Annotated in this window: 17 protein-coding genes and 1 pseudogene; 3 read left to right on the forward strand and 15 right to left on the reverse strand. The window is 64.3% G+C overall.

What is annotated here, in order from left to right:
- Positions 1 to 2 precede the first annotated feature (2 nt).
- From sdhA to HNQ71_RS10865, 4 genes are all read right to left on the reverse strand, one after another.
- Positions 3 to 1,841: a succinate dehydrogenase flavoprotein subunit gene (sdhA, locus tag HNQ71_RS10850; protein ID WP_184872581.1), complete on the reverse strand. Its 1,839-nt coding sequence runs from the start codon at positions 1,839 to 1,841 to the stop codon at positions 3 to 5.
- A gap of 1 nt (position 1,842) precedes the next feature.
- Positions 1,843 to 2,238, reverse strand: a complete 396-nt coding sequence (gene sdhD, locus HNQ71_RS10855; RefSeq protein ID WP_184872582.1) for a succinate dehydrogenase, hydrophobic membrane anchor protein — start codon at positions 2,236 to 2,238, stop codon at positions 1,843 to 1,845.
- 2 nt (positions 2,239 to 2,240) lie between these two features.
- A complete protein-coding gene (sdhC, locus tag HNQ71_RS10860; RefSeq protein WP_184872583.1) occupies positions 2,241 to 2,645 on the reverse strand; it encodes a succinate dehydrogenase, cytochrome b556 subunit in 405 nt (134 codons plus the stop codon).
- Positions 2,646 to 3,033: 388 nt separating this feature from the next.
- A complete protein-coding gene (locus HNQ71_RS10865; RefSeq protein WP_343068130.1) occupies positions 3,034 to 3,525 on the reverse strand; it encodes a hypothetical protein in 492 nt (163 codons plus the stop codon).
- Between the two features lie 103 nt (positions 3,526 to 3,628).
- Here HNQ71_RS10865 and HNQ71_RS10870 point away from each other — a divergent pair, with 103 nt between their 5' ends.
- Positions 3,629 to 3,991, forward strand: coding sequence for a hypothetical protein (locus HNQ71_RS10870; RefSeq protein WP_184872584.1), 363 nt, complete (start codon positions 3,629 to 3,631; stop codon positions 3,989 to 3,991).
- A gap of 7 nt (positions 3,992 to 3,998) precedes the next feature.
- On the opposite strand, the gene HNQ71_RS10875 is transcribed toward HNQ71_RS10870, so the two are convergent.
- The 9 genes and pseudogenes from HNQ71_RS10875 to rplS form a co-directional block, all read right to left on the reverse strand.
- Positions 3,999 to 5,195 carry a GGDEF domain-containing protein gene (locus HNQ71_RS10875; protein WP_184872585.1) on the reverse strand — a complete coding sequence of 399 codons (1,197 nt, stop codon included), beginning with the start codon at positions 5,193 to 5,195 and terminating at the stop codon, positions 3,999 to 4,001.
- Positions 5,196 to 5,271: 76 nt separating this feature from the next.
- A complete protein-coding gene (locus tag HNQ71_RS10880; protein ID WP_184872586.1) occupies positions 5,272 to 6,468 on the reverse strand; it encodes a GGDEF domain-containing protein in 1,197 nt (398 codons plus the stop codon).
- Between the two features lie 162 nt (positions 6,469 to 6,630).
- Positions 6,631 to 8,040 carry a 3-isopropylmalate dehydratase large subunit gene (gene leuC / locus HNQ71_RS10885; protein WP_184872587.1) on the reverse strand — a complete coding sequence of 470 codons (1,410 nt, stop codon included), beginning with the start codon at positions 8,038 to 8,040 and terminating at the stop codon, positions 6,631 to 6,633.
- Positions 8,041 to 8,312: 272 nt separating this feature from the next.
- Complete coding sequence (locus HNQ71_RS10890) at positions 8,313 to 8,948, reverse strand: class I SAM-dependent DNA methyltransferase (protein ID WP_184872588.1); 636 nt, start codon at positions 8,946 to 8,948, stop codon at positions 8,313 to 8,315.
- Between the two features lie 57 nt (positions 8,949 to 9,005).
- A complete protein-coding gene (locus tag HNQ71_RS10895) occupies positions 9,006 to 9,815 on the reverse strand; it encodes an amino acid ABC transporter permease (protein ID WP_184872589.1) in 810 nt (269 codons plus the stop codon).
- Positions 9,816 to 10,078: 263 nt separating this feature from the next.
- Entirely contained in the window at positions 10,079 to 10,876 is a 798-nt protein-coding gene (locus tag HNQ71_RS10900) for a transporter substrate-binding domain-containing protein (RefSeq protein ID WP_184872590.1), read from the reverse strand.
- Positions 10,877 to 11,052: 176 nt separating this feature from the next.
- On the reverse strand, positions 11,053 to 11,538 hold the full coding sequence (locus HNQ71_RS10905) for a MarR family winged helix-turn-helix transcriptional regulator (protein WP_184872591.1): 486 nt from the start codon (positions 11,536 to 11,538) through the stop codon (positions 11,053 to 11,055).
- Positions 11,535 to 11,968, reverse strand: a pseudogene (locus HNQ71_RS10910) (organic hydroperoxide resistance protein). The gene HNQ71_RS10905 and the pseudogene HNQ71_RS10910 overlap by 4 nt, the downstream one beginning before the upstream one ends.
- A 133-nt stretch (positions 11,969 to 12,101) precedes the next feature.
- A complete protein-coding gene (gene rplS / locus HNQ71_RS10915; protein ID WP_184872592.1) occupies positions 12,102 to 12,647 on the reverse strand; it encodes a 50S ribosomal protein L19 in 546 nt (181 codons plus the stop codon).
- A 327-nt stretch (positions 12,648 to 12,974) separates the two neighbouring features.
- Between rplS and HNQ71_RS10920 the strand changes: the two genes are divergently transcribed.
- Positions 12,975 to 13,727: a sulfite exporter TauE/SafE family protein gene (locus tag HNQ71_RS10920; protein WP_184872593.1), complete on the forward strand. Its 753-nt coding sequence runs from the start codon at positions 12,975 to 12,977 to the stop codon at positions 13,725 to 13,727.
- On the opposite strand, the gene trmD is transcribed toward HNQ71_RS10920, so the two are convergent.
- Positions 13,709 to 14,407, reverse strand: coding sequence for a tRNA (guanosine(37)-N1)-methyltransferase TrmD (trmD, locus tag HNQ71_RS10925; RefSeq protein WP_184872594.1), 699 nt, complete (start codon positions 14,405 to 14,407; stop codon positions 13,709 to 13,711). The genes HNQ71_RS10920 and trmD overlap by 19 nt on opposite strands.
- A complete protein-coding gene (gene rimM / locus HNQ71_RS10930; RefSeq protein ID WP_184872595.1) occupies positions 14,404 to 15,003 on the reverse strand; it encodes a ribosome maturation factor RimM in 600 nt (199 codons plus the stop codon). The genes trmD and rimM overlap by 4 nt, the downstream gene beginning before the upstream one ends.
- A gap of 231 nt (positions 15,004 to 15,234) precedes the next feature.
- Here rimM and HNQ71_RS10935 point away from each other — a divergent pair, with 231 nt between their 5' ends.
- On the forward strand, positions 15,235 to 16,173 hold the full coding sequence (locus tag HNQ71_RS10935) for a tyrosine recombinase XerC (protein WP_184872596.1): 939 nt from the start codon (positions 15,235 to 15,237) through the stop codon (positions 16,171 to 16,173).
- Positions 16,174 to 16,200: the final 27 nt, after the last annotated feature.

Raw genomic sequence — 16,200 nt, forward strand, 5'->3', positions numbered from 1 at the left:
GGTCAATACACCCTGGCCTTCGGCGCGATCTTGGCGAGGCTGATGCCGCCGTCTTTTTCCGCCAGCAGCGGCTCGGTATGCACCGGCCGGTAGGACAGCGTCACCTTGCCGTCTTCACTGAGCCGGGCCAGCGTATGCTTGCGCCAGGCCGTGTCGTCGCGCGCCGAAAAATCTTCCCGCGCATGCGCGCCACGGCTCTCCTTGCGCGCCTCGGCGCTGTAGACCGTGGTGATGGCGTTGGCCATCAGGTTCTCCAGTTCCAGCGTCTCGACCAGGTCGGAGTTCCAGATCATCGAACGGTCGAACACTTTGATGTCCTTCAGTTCGGTCCAGATTTCCGAAATACGCTTGCAGCCATTCTCCAGCGATTCCTGCGTGCGGAACACCGCCGCGTCTTCCTGCATCGCCCGCTGCATTTTTTCGCGCAAGCTTGCCGTCGGTGTCGAGCCGTTGGCGTGGCGGAGCCGATCGAAGCGGCCCATGATCTTTTCGACAGAGGCTTCGTTGGGCGCCGGGATCGTCGACTTGCGGTCGATGACCTGGCCGGCCCGGATCGCGGCCGCGCGGCCGAACACCACCAGGTCGATCAGCGAGTTCGAACCCAGCCGGTTGGCGCCATGCACCGAGGCGCAGCCCGCTTCGCCGACCGCCATCAGCCCGGGCGACACCTTGTCCGGGCTCCTCGGCGTCGGGTTGAGCACCTCGCCCCAGTAATTGGTCGGCACGCCGCCCATATTGTAGTGCACCGTCGGCAGCACCGGGATCGGCTCCTTGGTCAGGTCGACGCCGGCAAAGATCTTCGCCGATTCCGAAATGCCCGGCAGCCGCTCGTGCAGGACGGCCGGATCGAGATGGTCGAGGTGCAGGAAGATGTGGTCCTTCTTCGGGCCGACGCCGCGCCCTTCGCGGATCTCCAGCGTCATGCAGCGAGAGACGACGTCGCGCGAGGCAAGGTCTTTGGCCGACGGCGCGTAGCGCTCCATGAAGCGCTCGCCCTCGGAATTGACGAGATAGCCGCCCTCGCCGCGCGCGCCTTCGGTGATCAGGCAGCCGGCGCCATAGATGCCGGTCGGGTGGAACTGCACGAACTCCATGTCCTGCAGCGGGAAGCCGGCGCGTGCGGCCATGCCGCCGCCGTCGCCGGTGCAGGTGTGCGCCGAAGTCGCCGAGAAATAGGAGCGGCCATAGCCGCCGGTCGCCAGCACCACCATCTTGGCCGAGAAGCGGTGGATGGTGCCGTCGTCGAGGTTCCAGGCGACGACGCCGGTGCAGGTGCCGTCCGGCTCCATGATCAGGTCGAGCGCGAAATACTCGATGAAGAACTGCGCGTTGTTCTTCAGCGACTGGCCGTAGAGCGTGTGCAGGATGGCGTGGCCGGTGCGGTCGGCGGCCGCGCAGGTGCGCTGCACCGGCGGGCCTTCGCCGTAGTTCATCATGTGGCCGCCGAACGGCCGCTGGTAGATCTTGCCCTCTTCGGTGCGCGAGAACGGCACGCCATAGTGCTCGAGCTCGTAGACCGCCGCCGGCGCTTCGCGCACCAGATATTCCATGGCGTCGACATCGCCCAGCCAGTCCGAGCCCTTGACGGTGTCGTACATATGCCACTGCCAGGAATCAGGCCCCATATTGGACAGCGAAGCGGCAATGCCGCCTTGCGCCGCCACCGTGTGCGAGCGGGTCGGGAACACCTTGGTGATGCAGGCGGTGCGCAGGCCCTGTTCGGCCATGCCGAGTGTGGCGCGCAGGCCGGCACCACCGGCGCCGACGACCACGACGTCGAATTTGTGGTCGACATAGGTGTAAGCGGAACCGGTGTTGGCTCCTTTTGTGTCCTTGGCCAACTCAGCCTCCGAATGTCAGCTTGAGCAGGGCGAAGATCGAGGCGACGCCGACCGCTATGGTGAAAAACGTATTGAGCGCGATAAGCGCCAGCTTCATGCCCTCGCCATGCACGTAGTCCTCGATGATCACCTGCATGCCGAGCCGCATATGGATGACCCCCGAGATGAGCACCAGGGCCACCACCAGCGCCACGAGCGGATTGGCGAGTGCTGCCCGCACGTCCGCATAGCCGGCGCCGTTGAGTGCGATCAGGAAACCGACGAAGAACAGCATCAGCGGGATGTTGGCGATGGCGGTGAGGCGCTGGCGCCAGAAATGCCCGGTGCCCTCGCGGGCGGAACCCAGGCCGCGGACTTTCGCCAGCGGCGTGCGCATATCGGTCTTTCCAGTGCTCATGATCAGGCTCCCCGCGCCATATAGCCCGCGATCCAGATCAGCAGCGTGAGCAGGACCGAGCCGGCCAGCGTCGCCCAGGCGATCTTCGAGGCCGTGTGCTTCTCGAGGCCAGCGCCGGTATCCCATACCAGGTGGCGCACGCCACCGAGCATGTGGTGCATCAGCGCCCAGGTGTAGCCGAACAGGATCAGCCGGCCGAGCCAGGTGCCGAAGGCCCAGTTGACCCAGTCGAACGTCGCCTGTGAGCTTGCCGCCGCCATCAGCCATATGGCAACCAGCAGCGTACCGAAATAGAGCGCGCCGCCGGTGATGCGATGGATGATCGACATCGTCATGGTGATCGGCGGCCGGTACACGGTCAGGTGCGGCGAAAGCGGTCTTGCGCGGGTGGCTGGTGATTTGCTCATGGCTCCCCCAGTTCGGCGTCCCTGGAGCCTCAGGTGGAAATGCGGCATTGCCGCTTCCGGATGCGACTTCGGACAGCCGGTTTCTAATGCTCTTTTTGCACCGCGTCAAAGCCAGAAAACCGTTTCGAAAACGTAATTTAGTCTGACTAAAAGGCAGGCGCGGGGCTTCAATCGATTAGGGGTGATTGGGCCAAAGCCGGCTCGCTATCGCTGCAGTGCAACATACCGGTCCGACATAGCCCTCAGGTGCATTGAGGTTCAGGTCAGGCCGAGTCGAAAACGAGGGCTTCCGAGAACCGGAGCGGAGCGTACTCTATGTACGTGAGCACCGGAAGCGCAGGAAGCCGCCGTTTGCAGGCCGGCCTCACCTGAATATCAATGCACCTGGTCAGCGCTTGCAGGTCACCGGCGTCGACCCAGCCTTCATCACCAGTGCTTCGCGACCATCGATCACAATCGCGTCATGCGCCTGCTGGTAACGGCTGTTCTGGTTGGCCGGCGAGGCCTGCAGATCCTCGCTGGTACCGTCGGACCCGAGAACATGCAGCGAGGTGCCGAGATTCTCGATGGTCATCCTGCCGCCATCGGCGCAATTGTAGGTCGCGGTGCGCGGCTGCGGCGCGGACACATCGGTGACGGCGGCTTTCGGAGCATTATTCTGCGGCACGCAGGCCATGGCGACCAGAAGCGGCGACAGGACAAGCGTCATCCGAAACGTCCGGCCTGGCGCCATATGCTTGTCCTCCCGCGCGGCAAACTGGCCACGATGCGTTGTTAAGATCAAGGTCATCCGACCGAACTGGACGCCGGCCGCGATGGTGCGGCCAAGCATGGCCGAAAGATGGCCGGCGGGTTTTCCACCCAGTCGGATATTAACCATGTTTACCGAGACATCGCCGCGAAACGCGCCGGCCTCTTAACAAAGGTTAAGAAAAGGTTAATTTCTGATTCGAGGAGGCTTTCCTCTAAACAAGGAGGACGCCATGCGTTCGAACTCGGGAAGAATGCGCCTTGTGGCGCTCATCGTGGCGGCTTGCCTCGTTGGCCTGGCAGCGCCAGCGCTTGCTGGCGCACGTCACCAGGACCGCGTCTACGCCGATTCGTTCGGCAATCTCGTCATCGACAGCGCCGCCGGCTACAAGCGCATCCTGGTCGGCGAAGGCAAATTGGCCAAGCAGCTGTCCGACTACACCAGCGCCGGCCAGCCCAAGGTGATCTACGAGAATGAATCGGACGAAATCACCGGCTCCGGCGATTGCTACCGGCCGCCGGTGTTCGTGAAGGGCCGCAGCTATATGTACGGGCTTCCCGACGGCGAGATGCCCGAGCTCAGCCCCTGCCGTTGATTCGGATCTAACCAGCGCTGGCTGCAACCTCTCGTCCGCCGGCCGGCCCGGCGGAGACACGCACGCAATCGCGCCCGGCATTCTTCGCCTGATAGAGTGCCTGGTCGGCGCGTCGCATCAGACCGGCAAAATCCTCGCTCGGGTGAAGTTCTGCGACGCCAAAGCTCGCCGTGCAGCGATTGTCCACCGGCAGTCCGTCGATGGGCAGCGCGCCGAAGGCGTTGCGCGTGCCCTCCGCGAACAGCCGGGCGGCGGCAAGGTTGGTTCCCGGCAGGATGATGGCGAACTCCTCGCCGCCGATGCGGCCGGCGACATGGTGGCTGGCGGCGGCCTCGCGCAGGAAGCCGGCGAAGGTCTCGATCACCCGGTCGCCGGACGCATGGCCGAAACTGTCGTTGACACTCTTGAAATGATCGAGGTCGGCGATGACCAGTGCGACCGGTACGCCTTGCCGCACCGCGCCCAGCACTGCCAGCTCCGCGTGGCGGGTGAAGCCGCCGCGGTTGAGCAGGCGCGAAAGCGTGTCCGTCTCCGACCTCGACGTCACCTCGGCGAGCACGTCGCGCACCAGAATGGCCAGTATCAGCAGCGCCAGCGCCAGGCCAAAGACGGTGCCGAGCGACTGCGACACCAGCGCGTAGTTGCTTTGCAGATAGGCCTGCGGGTTGGCGCCCCAACCGCCGAGCGCATGCGCGATGAACGGCTTTGAGGCAAACTGCAGCCCGCTGGCCGCCAGCACCGCCATCAGGATGCGGTCGAGACGGGCGTGCCTTTGCCTCGACGACCACACGATCACGAGACCGACGAACTGCATGACCGCATAGGGAAGCTGGTAGGCCATCATGCGGACCAGCGACTGGCGCGGCAGGTCCTGCACGAAATACACCGCGACAGAGGTGGCGACGAGGAAGAACAGCATCTGCTTCCACGCCGGCGCCACGCCGTATTTGTGCGCCAGCCCGCCATTGAAGGCGATGGTGGCGCCAAGGAACACCGCGAAGGCGGCAACGACCACCGGCCGCGCGTTGTCGAAGGCGGGAATGCTGAATTCGATGGCGAAATACACCATGCCCAGCAGATAGCCGAATGCCAGCCAGCGTGGCGCGACGCGGCCGGTCTCATGCAACGCGACCGCGATGAAGGAAGCCGCCAGCAGGCCGGCGACCGAAACATTGATCAACAGGATGAAGTTCGCGCCGCTCATGTTCTTCCCGAACCCGCGCCGACAGCTAAGCATCGAGCGGCGAAGAAGACGTTAACGCTGGCGCGGCGGGGCGGGATCAACCAACCTTGAGAGGCTCCGGCACGAACATTGTTTCCGGGCGCTCGTAGGACAGGCGCACGCTGTCGCGGCCATTCTTCTTGGCCTTGTAGAGCGCATCGTCGGCACGGCGCATCAGCGGCTCCAGCGCCTCGTCGCCGCTGCGGGCCGCCACCCCGAAACTGGCTGTCACCTTGGTGCCGGCAGGCAGCCCGTCGACCTGGCCGGCCGAATAGACCGTGCGCACGGCTTCGGCGAACAGCCGCGCGGCGGCGAGATCGCTCAACGGCAGCAACACGGCAAACTCCTCGCCGCCGATACGCCCGGCAACGCCGCGCGTCCCGGCGGCCAACCGAAGCTTGGCAGCAAAGTCGGCGATCACGCGATCGCCGGCCGCATGCCCATGTACGTCGTTGAGCGCCTTGAAGTGATCGAGGTCGGCCAGCACCAGGGCGACCGGGAAGCGGGCCGTGGCGCAGTGGCGCAACAGCTGCATGCCTCGTTCCTCGAAGCCGCGGCGATTGAGAAGACCCGAAAGCGGGTCGGTGTAGGTCTCGGTCTTCAGCGCCTTCATCACATCAAGTGCCGCAGCGGAGAACAGGCAGAGCGCAATGAGCAGCGACAGCAGTGCATGCGACAGCAGCGCGGTCGTCCAGTAGGACGAGGCATAGAAGCCGTCATAGCTGGTGAAGGGTCCGTGCGCGATGACGACGACAAGGGTGCGCACGAAGAAGTTCAGGCCCGACAGCAGCGACAGCACGAACAGGATGTTTTCGGTCGGGCCATTGCGGCGCACCGGGCGCAGTTCGGCGGCGACCAGAAGACTGATCCCGCCGAAAGCGAAATTCATCGCCAGGATGCGCCAGGTGAGATCCGGCGCGACGAACAGGAGCCAGCAAAACGACGCCAGGCCACCGCCGGCCAGTACGCCGATCCCAACATAGGGCACCTTGCGGCCATAGCGGTGGATGATGGCGCTGGACAGGCAGCAACCGGCAACTGTGAAGCAGATATTCGACGTCAGCTTGGTCAGCTGCGTGCCGAAGGGCAAGGTGAAATATTGCAGCAGGAAGCCGACCGCCGAGAGACCGTAGCTGGTCGCCAGCACGGCGAGATATGGGCGGTGGCGTTGATAGGACCATAGGACGAGGAAGGCCGCGCCGAGTGCCAGCGCGATCGTCGGATTGAGCAGCGCTATGAACAGGCCGGTGTCCAAAGGACTGTGATTTCCCCTCGCTTACGTCAGGGGAGACCTTAGGGCGCAAGCCCAAACAAGCAGTTAAGCGAAAGCTGAATATGCAACGGAGCGGATGAAAAAGACCCGGAGCCACACCGCGGTCCGGGGTCTGGCATGCATTCCAAGCCGCAGGTTCCGGCGCTATTTCCACTCGCGGATGTCGACGAAGTGGCCGGCGATCGCCGCCGCCGCCGCCATCGCCGGCGACACCAGGTGGGTACGGCCCTTGAAGCCTTGCCGGCCTTCGAAATTGCGGTTCGAAGTCGAGGCGCAGCGTTCATGCGGCTTCAGCCGGTCGTCGTTCATGGCAAGGCACATCGAGCAGCCCGGCTCGCGCCAGTCGAAGCCGGCGGCGACGAAGATCTTGTCGAGGCCTTCGGCTTCCGCCTGTTCCTTGACCAGGCCGGAGCCCGGCACGATCATCGCATCGACATGCGGGCTGACCGTCTTGCCTTCGACCACCTTGGCGACGGCGCGAAGATCCTCGATGCGGCCATTGGTGCAGGAACCGATGAAGACGCGATCGAGCGTGATGTCGGTGATCTTGGTGCCCGGCGTCAGCCCCATATAGTCGAGCGCGCGCTGCTTGGAGGTGCGCTTGTTTTCATCCGAGATATCGTCCGGGTTCGGCACGATGCCTTGCACCGACACGACATCCTCGGGCGAGGAGCCCCAGGAGACGATCGGCGGCAGCTTTGCCCCGTCGAGCACGACCACCTTGTCGAAATGCGCGCCTTCGTCGGACTGCAGCGTCTTCCAGTATTCCAGTGCCGCGTCCCAGGCCGCGCCCTTCGGTGCGCGCGGCTTGTCCTTGACATAGGCGAAGGTCGTCTCGTCCGCCGCGATCAGGCCGGCGCGCGCGCCGCCCTCGATCGACATGTTGCAGATCGTCATGCGGCCTTCCATCGACAGCGCACGGATCGCCTCGCCGGCATATTCGATGACATAGCCGGTGCCGCCGGCTGTGCCGATCTCGCCGATGATGGCGAGGATGATGTCCTTGGCCGTGACGCCATCCGGCAACTGGCCATCGACACGCACCAGCATGTTCTTGGCCTTGCGCTGGATCAGCGTCTGCGTCGCCAGTACATGCTCGACCTCGGACGTGCCGATGCCGTGCGCCAGCGCGCCGAAGGCGCCGTGGGTCGAGGTGTGGCTGTCACCGCAGACGATGGTCATGCCGGGCAGCGTAAAGCCCTGCTCCGGGCCGATGATGTGGACGATGCCCTGGCGGATATCGTTCTCGGAATAATATTCGACGCCGAAATCCTTGGCGTTCTTGGCCAGCGCCTCGACCTGGATGCGGCTCTCCTCGTTCTTGATGCCGAACTTGCGCTCGGGCGAGGTCGAGACATTGTGATCGACCACGGCCAGCGTCTTTTCCGGATGCCGGACCTTGCGGCCGCTCAGGCGCAAGCCTTCGAAGGCCTGCGGGCTGGTCACTTCATGGACGAGGTGGCGGTCGATGTAGAGCAGGCAGGTGCCGTCGTCCTGGCGGTCGACGACATGGTCGTCGAAAATCTTGTCGTAGAGGGTGCGCGGTGCGCTCATGTGCGTAAATCCGTCGATATGAGAATGGGAAGGAGCAGATGCCGGATCACCGGTCGGGCGAAACGACCTGGACAGGTCGGCCTAGGGTAGTCGGCTGGTCAGCGCGCCGGACACGCGCGCGGAGAAACGCGACGGCAGGCGTTTTCTGTCCTGCAGCACGAACCCCTTATAGGCCGGATCGCCAAAAAGCTCTTCCATGGCGTGGCTCATACCAATGTTTTGGCTTTTCGGCAATTGGAAGCTGCCGTCGCAGGACGTAGGTTGCTCGCCCCTCACATCACTTCAAAAACAAAGGTCTTCACCAACGCATCAGGCTCCGCGATCGCGTAGCAACGGAACCATGGGCTTTGCTCGACCGGCCGCCATGTCTTCGCCTGCTCCAGCTCGTCGAACACGGCCTGGAAGCGGCCGCTCGCAAAAACCTGGTCTCGCACGGTGAAGATGGCGTGGCCACCTTTCCGGGTGATGCGCACGAGTTCATGCAGGCTCGACGCCGGCGCATGGCTGATGGTGAAAACGCCCGTTGAGAAGAAGGCGCGGAAATGGCCATCCGGCCACGGCAACGGCCCGCCCAGCATCGCCTGTTTCAGCTCGCTGTAGGCATTGCGGCTGCCGGCGATTTTCAGCATGTCGTCGGAGAGGTCGAGCCCGGCAATATCGCGGTAGCCCAGTGCCTGCAGCGACGGCCCTGACAGGCCGGTGCCGCAGCCGGCATCGAGCAGCGGCCCTTCGCCCGCCGGCACGTGGCGCGCCACCCAGGCGGTGATCAGGAAAGGCAGCAAATAACCAAGCGAAGCGGTCTCGCTGTCATAGGTCGCGGCCCATGCGGCATAGGCCTCGGCCAGAGCTTCCGGCGTGTCGGCGGTGTAGACGGAATCCAGCGCCGCATTGGCTTTGTCGACGATCATGTGAGCTCCTCAACGAGACATGCCGACAAGGATCGTAGCGCCGCCTTCGCTCAAAAACTATTCCTCGTGCTGGCGGCGCAACCGCCGTTCCAGCGCCCGCAAGGCCAGCGACAGGCCGACGGTCAGGATGAGATAGATGTAGGCGACGATCGAATAGGTCTCGAAGAAGCGGAACGAGCCGGCGGCATAGACCTTGCCCATCTGCGTGATGTCGGCGACGCCGAGCACCGAGACCAGCGAGGAATCCTTGACCAGGGCGACGAAATCATTGCCGAGCGGCGGCAAGATGGTGCGGATCGCCTGCGGAAACACGATCAGCCGGAAGCGTTGAGCGCGCGTCAGCCCGAGCGCCTTCGCGGCCTCGATCTGGCCCTTCTCGACGGCCTGGATGCCGGCGCGAAAGACCTCCGAGATGAACGCCGAATAGCCAATGGTCAGCGCCATGATGGCGCGCCACAAGAGCGACACGTCGCGCACCAGCAATTCGCCCACGAGGCCGGCATTCTGCAGCGGTGCGGTCAGGGCATTCCAGCCCGCGACGAAGGCCGGCGCGCCGACGAAGGCGATCCAGAACAACAGCACCAGGATCGGCACGCCGCGGATGATCTCGACATAGAAGCGGGCGATCTGGCGTAGCCAGCGCGAGCCAGACAACCCCATCAGCGCGATGCCGAGGCCAATGGCCGAAGCCAGCACGAAGGCGATCACGGTGACGAAGACGGTGATGCCGATGCCCTTGGCGACGGTGGCAAAGACCTGGGCGTAGAGGTTGCTGGTGGCGACGAAGACGGCCACCACAATCGCGATGGCCACGGCCACGACCAGCCACCAGGGGAAGTCGGATTTTGAGGTGGAAGGGGCCTGCATCAGGCGATGCCGGCGAAGCAGATGTCGGGACGTGCCAAGGCGCCCCCCTCTGTCCTGTCGGACATCTCCCCCTCAAACGGGGAGATTGGCAGCCTCGACCTCGCCGCCCATTTTTTGGCGTTGGAAACTGGCGAAAGCCAATGCGACATCCGATCTCCCCCCTTGAGGGGGAGATGTCCGGCAGGACAGAGGGGGGTGTTCAAGCGCAGACTCAGCGCGAGGATTACCGCGCCATCAGTATGCAATGCGCTCAACAAGAGGGGTTACTGCCCCATTTTGTAATCAAGGAACCATTTCTTGTTGAGCGTGTCGAACGTGCCGTCGGCCTTGAGGGCCGCGATTGCCGCGTTGACCGGCTTCACCAGATCGGAACCCTTCGGAAAGATAAAGCCGAAATCCTCGGTGCCGAGCGGCCCGCCGATCAGCTTCAGCTTGCCGTCGGAGGCATCGACATAGCCCTTGCCCGCGGTGCCGTCGGTCAGGACGACATCGACGTCGCCGGACTTCAACGCCTGCACCGTCGCACCAAAAGTCTCGAACAGTTTGATGCGCGGGTTCTGCTCATTGCCGTCGAGCACGCTGTAGACGGCGGTGTAGAAAGGCGTGGTGCCGGCCTGGGCGCCGATCAGCCCGTCCTTGAAGGCGCCGAAGGTCTTGGCGTCGGTGAAGCGGCTTTCGTCGCCGCGCACCAGCATGAACTGTTCCGAGCGCATATAGGGGTCGGAGAAATCGACCTTCTGCTTGCGGTCGTCCTTGATGGTGATGCCGGTCATGCCGATGTTGTACTGGTTGTCGGAAACCGCCTGGATCATCGCGTCCCAGGACGTGTTCTGGTACTCGACGGCGAGGTTCAGCCGCTTGGCGATCTCGTTCATCGCGTCATATTCCCAGCCGATCTGTTTTCCCGTCTTCGAATCGATGAACTGCAGCGGCGGATAGGCGTTCTCGGTCACCACCACCACCTTCTTGCCGCCGAGATCGGGCAGAGCCTGCGCGAAGGCGGCAACGGGCGCAAGCATGAGGGCAAGTAGGCCGGCCAGCAGCAGTTTCGATTTGGTCATGATACACTCCCCGGAAGTGAAAGCGCCCGGACATCGGCCGGGCTTGCAGGAAAATCCGGCGCCGACTTTAGCTTTCCGCAAGCGTCATGCAAGACGGTCCACTGCGTCGACGCATGTGAAAACGGAAACCAATACCTTCAATCCGGGGATTCCTGGACGATCCCAGCGGTGTCCCGTCAATCGGCGCTCGCTTCCCGCAAACCGTCGATCAGCCGTGTCAGGGAGTGATGCAGGGATTTCAATTCGTCGCCATCGAGCGGCGAATGACAACGCATCGCGGCCGACACCGCCTTGGCGCCCTCGCGCAGTGCTTGGCCCTGATATGTCGGTTCGACCAGCACCCGTCGTTCGTCGGCGGCATCGCGCCGGCGCGTGACCAGGCCGTTCGCTTCCAGGCGCTTGAGCAGCGGCGTCAGCGTTGCCGAATCGAGCCCCAGCGTGTCGCCCAGTTCGCCGACGGTGCGCGGTGCATGTTCCCACAGCGCCAGCATGGTCAGATATTGCGGGTAGGTCAGGCCGAGCGGCTCGAGCAGCGGCCGGTAGAGTCGTGTCATCAGCCCGCTCGCCGAATAGAGCGCGAAGCACAGATGCTGGTCGAGCTTCGGTATCCCGGCGAAATCCGCCGGGATGTCCAGGTGCGAAGGGGTCGTTCTGGTGGTCATGCTGCCTTTGCCGGAAGCGCCGTTGCCGAAAGCGCCACCTCGATGTTGCCCTTGACGGCATTGGAATAGGGGCAAACCTCATGCGCTGCCGATACAAGCGCTTCCGCCGCCGCCTGATCAAGACCTTTCGTCTCGGCCGCCAGCGAAACGCCGAGCAGGAAACCGCCCTGACCATTGGGATGCAGGCTGACATTGGCTGTCACCGAGACATCCTGCAGCGGCAGCTTCTGCTTGCCGGCGATGAAGCGCATGGCGCTTTCGAAGCAGGCGGCATAGCCAGCGGCGAAAAGCTGCTCGGGATGGTGGCGCCACCCTTGCCGCCAAGTTCCTTCGGCATGGCAAGGTCGAGGCTGAGCAGGCCATCGCTGCTCTGGACGTGGCCGGCGCGGCCGCCGACGGCGCGGGCCTGGGTGGAATACAATGCGGTCATCTCGTGTCTCCATTTATTTTGTGCACGATTGTTTAGTACACGATATAATTGGCGTCAATCGCAGATCCGCATGGATTCCTGCAAAACGAAAAAAGGCGGCCGAAGCCGCCTTTCTACATGCTTGTCGAAAAACTTATTCGGCGGTCGCGGCTTCCGCGGCCTTGGCTGCCTCTGCCTCGGCGGCTGCCTTCTTCTCGGCTGCTTCCTTGGCGGCCGTCTCGACGGCCAGAGCCTCGGCGGCTGCAACCTTCTCGGCCTCGATGCGGGCCTTCTCGGCGTTCAGCGCATCGCGCTCGTCATCGTTCAGCTTGCGGGCGCGCACGCCGGTGTTCTCCGAAATACGGGCCGACTTGCCGCGACGATCACGCAGATAGTAGAGCTTGGCGCGACGCACCTTGCCGCGGCGAACGATCTCGACGCCTTCGACCATCGGCGAATAGACCGGGAACACGCGCTCGACGCCTTCGCCGTAGGAGATCTTGCGGACGGTGAAATTTTCCTGGAAGCCGGAACCGGCGCGGGCGATGACGACGCCCTCATAGGCCTGGACGCGGGTGCGGGTGCCTTCGGTCACGCGGACCTGGACGCGCACGGTGTCGCCGGGCTGGAATTCGGGAAGCTTGCGCTTGGCTTCGATCTTGGCGGCCTGCTCGGCCTCGAGTTGACGGAGGATATCCATCTCAAAAATCCACTTCTTGTTCTTCCGACAGCCAGAGCGTCCGACACTCGCCTTGCAGTTCCAATGACCGCTCGGCTATGCCCTTTATCGAAGACATCGGTGTCCAAGACATCGGGCAGGGGCGACTACACCGTCATTGTTGACGGGTCCGGCAGAATTTTTCTTGCCGGTACGGGCGGGCACATACAGCTATTTCAGCGCTTTGTCACGCCTGAACCCGAGTCTTTTTTGCCCGCATGGCATCATCATAAGCTTCCGGTGCCGGGTTGCGTCCACGTGCCAGGCTTCCTAAGCCGAGCGCAGCACAGTTTTCCGCGGCGGCCTTCCATGTCCATCTTCGACGCCATCCTGCTTTTCCTGGCGGGCTTTCTGTCAGGCGCCGCCAATGCGGTCGCCGGTGGAGGCACCTTCATCACCTTCGGCGCCATGACATTGGTCGGCCTGCCGCCGATCGTTGCCAACGCCACCTCCTCGGTGACGCAGTTTCCCGGCTACATCACCTCGACGCTCGCCTACTGGGATGACATCCGCCATTTCTGGCGTGGCGCATTGCTGCTCTGCCTGATCTCGGCGGTCGGCGCGCTGGCTGGCGCGCTGTTCCTGCTGGCGCTCGACAATCCGTCTTTCCGCGTCCTGGTGCCGTGGCTGCTGCTGGGCGCAACGGCCCTGTTTGCCGCCGGGCAGTGGCTGAAACCGGCGCCGAAGCCGGGGCACGAAGCGGCGGTGGGCACGCTGACCGGTTCATTGGCGCAGTTCATCACCGCCGTCTATGGCGGCTTCTTCGGCGCCGGCATGGGCGTCATGATGCTGGCGACGCTCGGCCTGACCCAAGCCGGCGACTACCACCGGCTGAACGCGCTGAAGAACATGCTGGCCATTGTCATCGCCGCGGTGGCGATCGTCGTCTTCGTCTCGGGCGGCGTTGTCGCCTGGCCGCAGGCGATCATCATGATCCCGGGTGGCGCGCTGGGCGGCTATGCCGGCGTCTGGATCGCCAAGCGCGTGCCGCAGAACGTGGTGCGCGGCTTCGTCGTCGCGGTCGGCCTGTTCCTCGCCTTCTACTACTTCAGCAAAGGCTGAGCGCCGGGCAGGTCCGGCCGCCGCTCTTTCGTCAGCGCCTCGGACTGAGCCCGCCGCCATGCGGCGATCTTCTTGTGATTGCCTGATATCAGCACTTCGGGAATCTCGCGCCCCTCAAATTCCTGCGGCCGCGTGTAGTGCGGATGTTCGAGCAGGCCGTTCTCGAAACTCTCCTCTTCGCCCGACACCGCGTTGCCCATGACGCCGGGCAACAGTCGCACCACCGCGTCGAGCAGCACAAGGGCCGCCGGCTCACCGCCCGAGAGGATGAAATCGCCGATCGAAACCTCTTCCAGTCCTCGCGCCTCGATCAGCCGCTGGTCGACGCCCTCGAAGCGGCCGCACAGGATCACAGCGCCCGGTCCGGCGGCGAGTTCGCGCACGCGCGCCTGCGTCAGCGGCCTGCCGCGTGGGCTCATCAGCAGCCGCGGCCGCAAATCGCCCTCCGGCGAAGCATGGTCGATGGCCCTGGCCAAAACATCGGCGCGCATCACCATGCCGGCACCGCCGCCGGCCGGCGTGTCGTCGACGGTGCGGTGGCGGTCGGTGGCGAAGTCGCGGATCTGGATCGCTTCCAGCGACCATGTGCCGCCTTCCAGCGCCCGGCCGGCCAGCGACAGGCCGAGCGCGCCCGGAAACATCTCGGGATAAAGCGTCAGCACCGAGGCTTTGAACGTCACCGGTTGCCCCCGGCGTCGCGCGGTCCACGCGGCCTACCCTTCGGGTCGAAGTCTTCCTCGCGCGGCGCATCGCCGTCCTCGTCCTCGACCAGCCCGGCCGCCGCCGGGTCGACGCGGACAAAGCCCTCGGCGATCGACACATCAGGCACGGCCGCCTGCGTGAACGGGATCAGCACACCCTTGCGTCCGCCCAATGTCACATCGAGAATGTCGCCGCCGCCGAAATTGTGCACGGCGACGACCTTGCCGATCGCGGCACCGGTATCATCCCGGACCTCCAGCCCGACCAGGTCGGCATGGTAGAATTCGTCCTCCTCGCCATCGTCGGGCAGCATCGAACGGTCGACGAACAGCTCGGTGCCGGCGAGCGCCTCGGCGGCGTTGCGGTCGGCAACACCCTTGAAGCGGACGACGACGACGGTGTTGGCGGGCCTGATGTCGATGATCTGGAAGGCGCGGCCGTCCCTGGCATAGAGCGGCCCATAATCGGCCAGCGCCAGCGGCTCACCGGTGAAGGTCTTCACCCGCAATTCGCCCTTGATGCCGTGGGCGGCGCCGATCACGGCCATCTGGACGGGGTTCTGGGGCTTGCTCATGGCGTGACATCCTTTGGCTTTGCTCTAACGCTCCCCGATTGTCATTTCAATGACATGGCTCTTCACCGCTTCCTAACCCGGCTGTCGGAAAATGGCGGCTGATGCATGTCGCCCAAAAGTGGGAACCGGTTTTGGGATGACGACGTGCATAAAGACAAATGCAGGTCGCCCAAAAGTGGAGCCCGATTTTGGGGACAACGGCATGCATGAAACAAAGTTTGGAAGCACGCCATGCAGGAATTCCTCATCCCAGCAAAACCCGATCTCCAGGCGGCGCGTGAAAGCTGGCTCAAGATGCTGGCGCGCGAACGCCGGCTGTCGCCGGAGACCGTCGAGGCCTATGAGCGCGACACGCGGCAGTTCCTGCATTTCCTCACGGGCCATTGTGGCGGCTCGCCCGGCATTTCGGACATCGCCAATCTGCGCCCTGCCGATCTGCGCGGCTTCCTCGCCGCCCGCCGCAACGCCGGCGCCGGCGCCCGCACGCTTGGCCGCGGCCTGGCCGGCATCCGTTCGCTGCTGCGGTTCCTCGAACGGCGTGGCCTCGTCAATGCGGCCGGTGCGGCAGCCTTGCGCGCGCCGCGCCAGCCCAAATCACTGCCCAAGCCACTGACGGCAAGCGATGCCAAGCATGTCGTTTCCGTCGAAGGCCAACTGGCGGAAGAGCCGTGGATCGCAGCCCGCAACGCCGCCGTGCTGACGCTGCTCTACGGCTCCGGCCTGCGCATTTCCGAGGCGCTCGGCCTCGCCGCTGCCGATCTGGCATTGGCGACTGACACCGTGCTGCGCGTCACCGGCAAGGGCGGCAAGACGCGGCTGGTGCCGGTGCTGCCGGTGGCGCTGCGGGCGATCGCCGAATACCGCCGGCTCTGCCCCTATCATCTCGACCCGAAGGGCCTTTTGTTTCGCGGCGCGCGCGGCGGCCCGCTCAATCCGGCCATCGTCCAGCGCGACATGGCCAAGCTGCGCTCGGCGCTCAACCTGCCCGACACCGCGACGCCGCACGCGCTGCGCCATTCCTTCGCCACGCATCTGCTCGGCCGCGGTGGCGATTTGCGCACCATCCAGGAACTCCTGGGTCACGCCAGCCTGTCGACGACGCAGATCTACACCGGCGTCGACACCGCGAGGCTGCTCGAAATCTACGAATCGGCGCATCCAAGGGCATGAACCTTCAATTTTGCAGTGCCGGTTAAC

The sequence above is a fragment of the Mesorhizobium sangaii genome (assembly GCF_014207355.1).
GTDB lineage: Bacteria > Pseudomonadota > Alphaproteobacteria > Rhizobiales > Rhizobiaceae > Mesorhizobium > Mesorhizobium sangaii.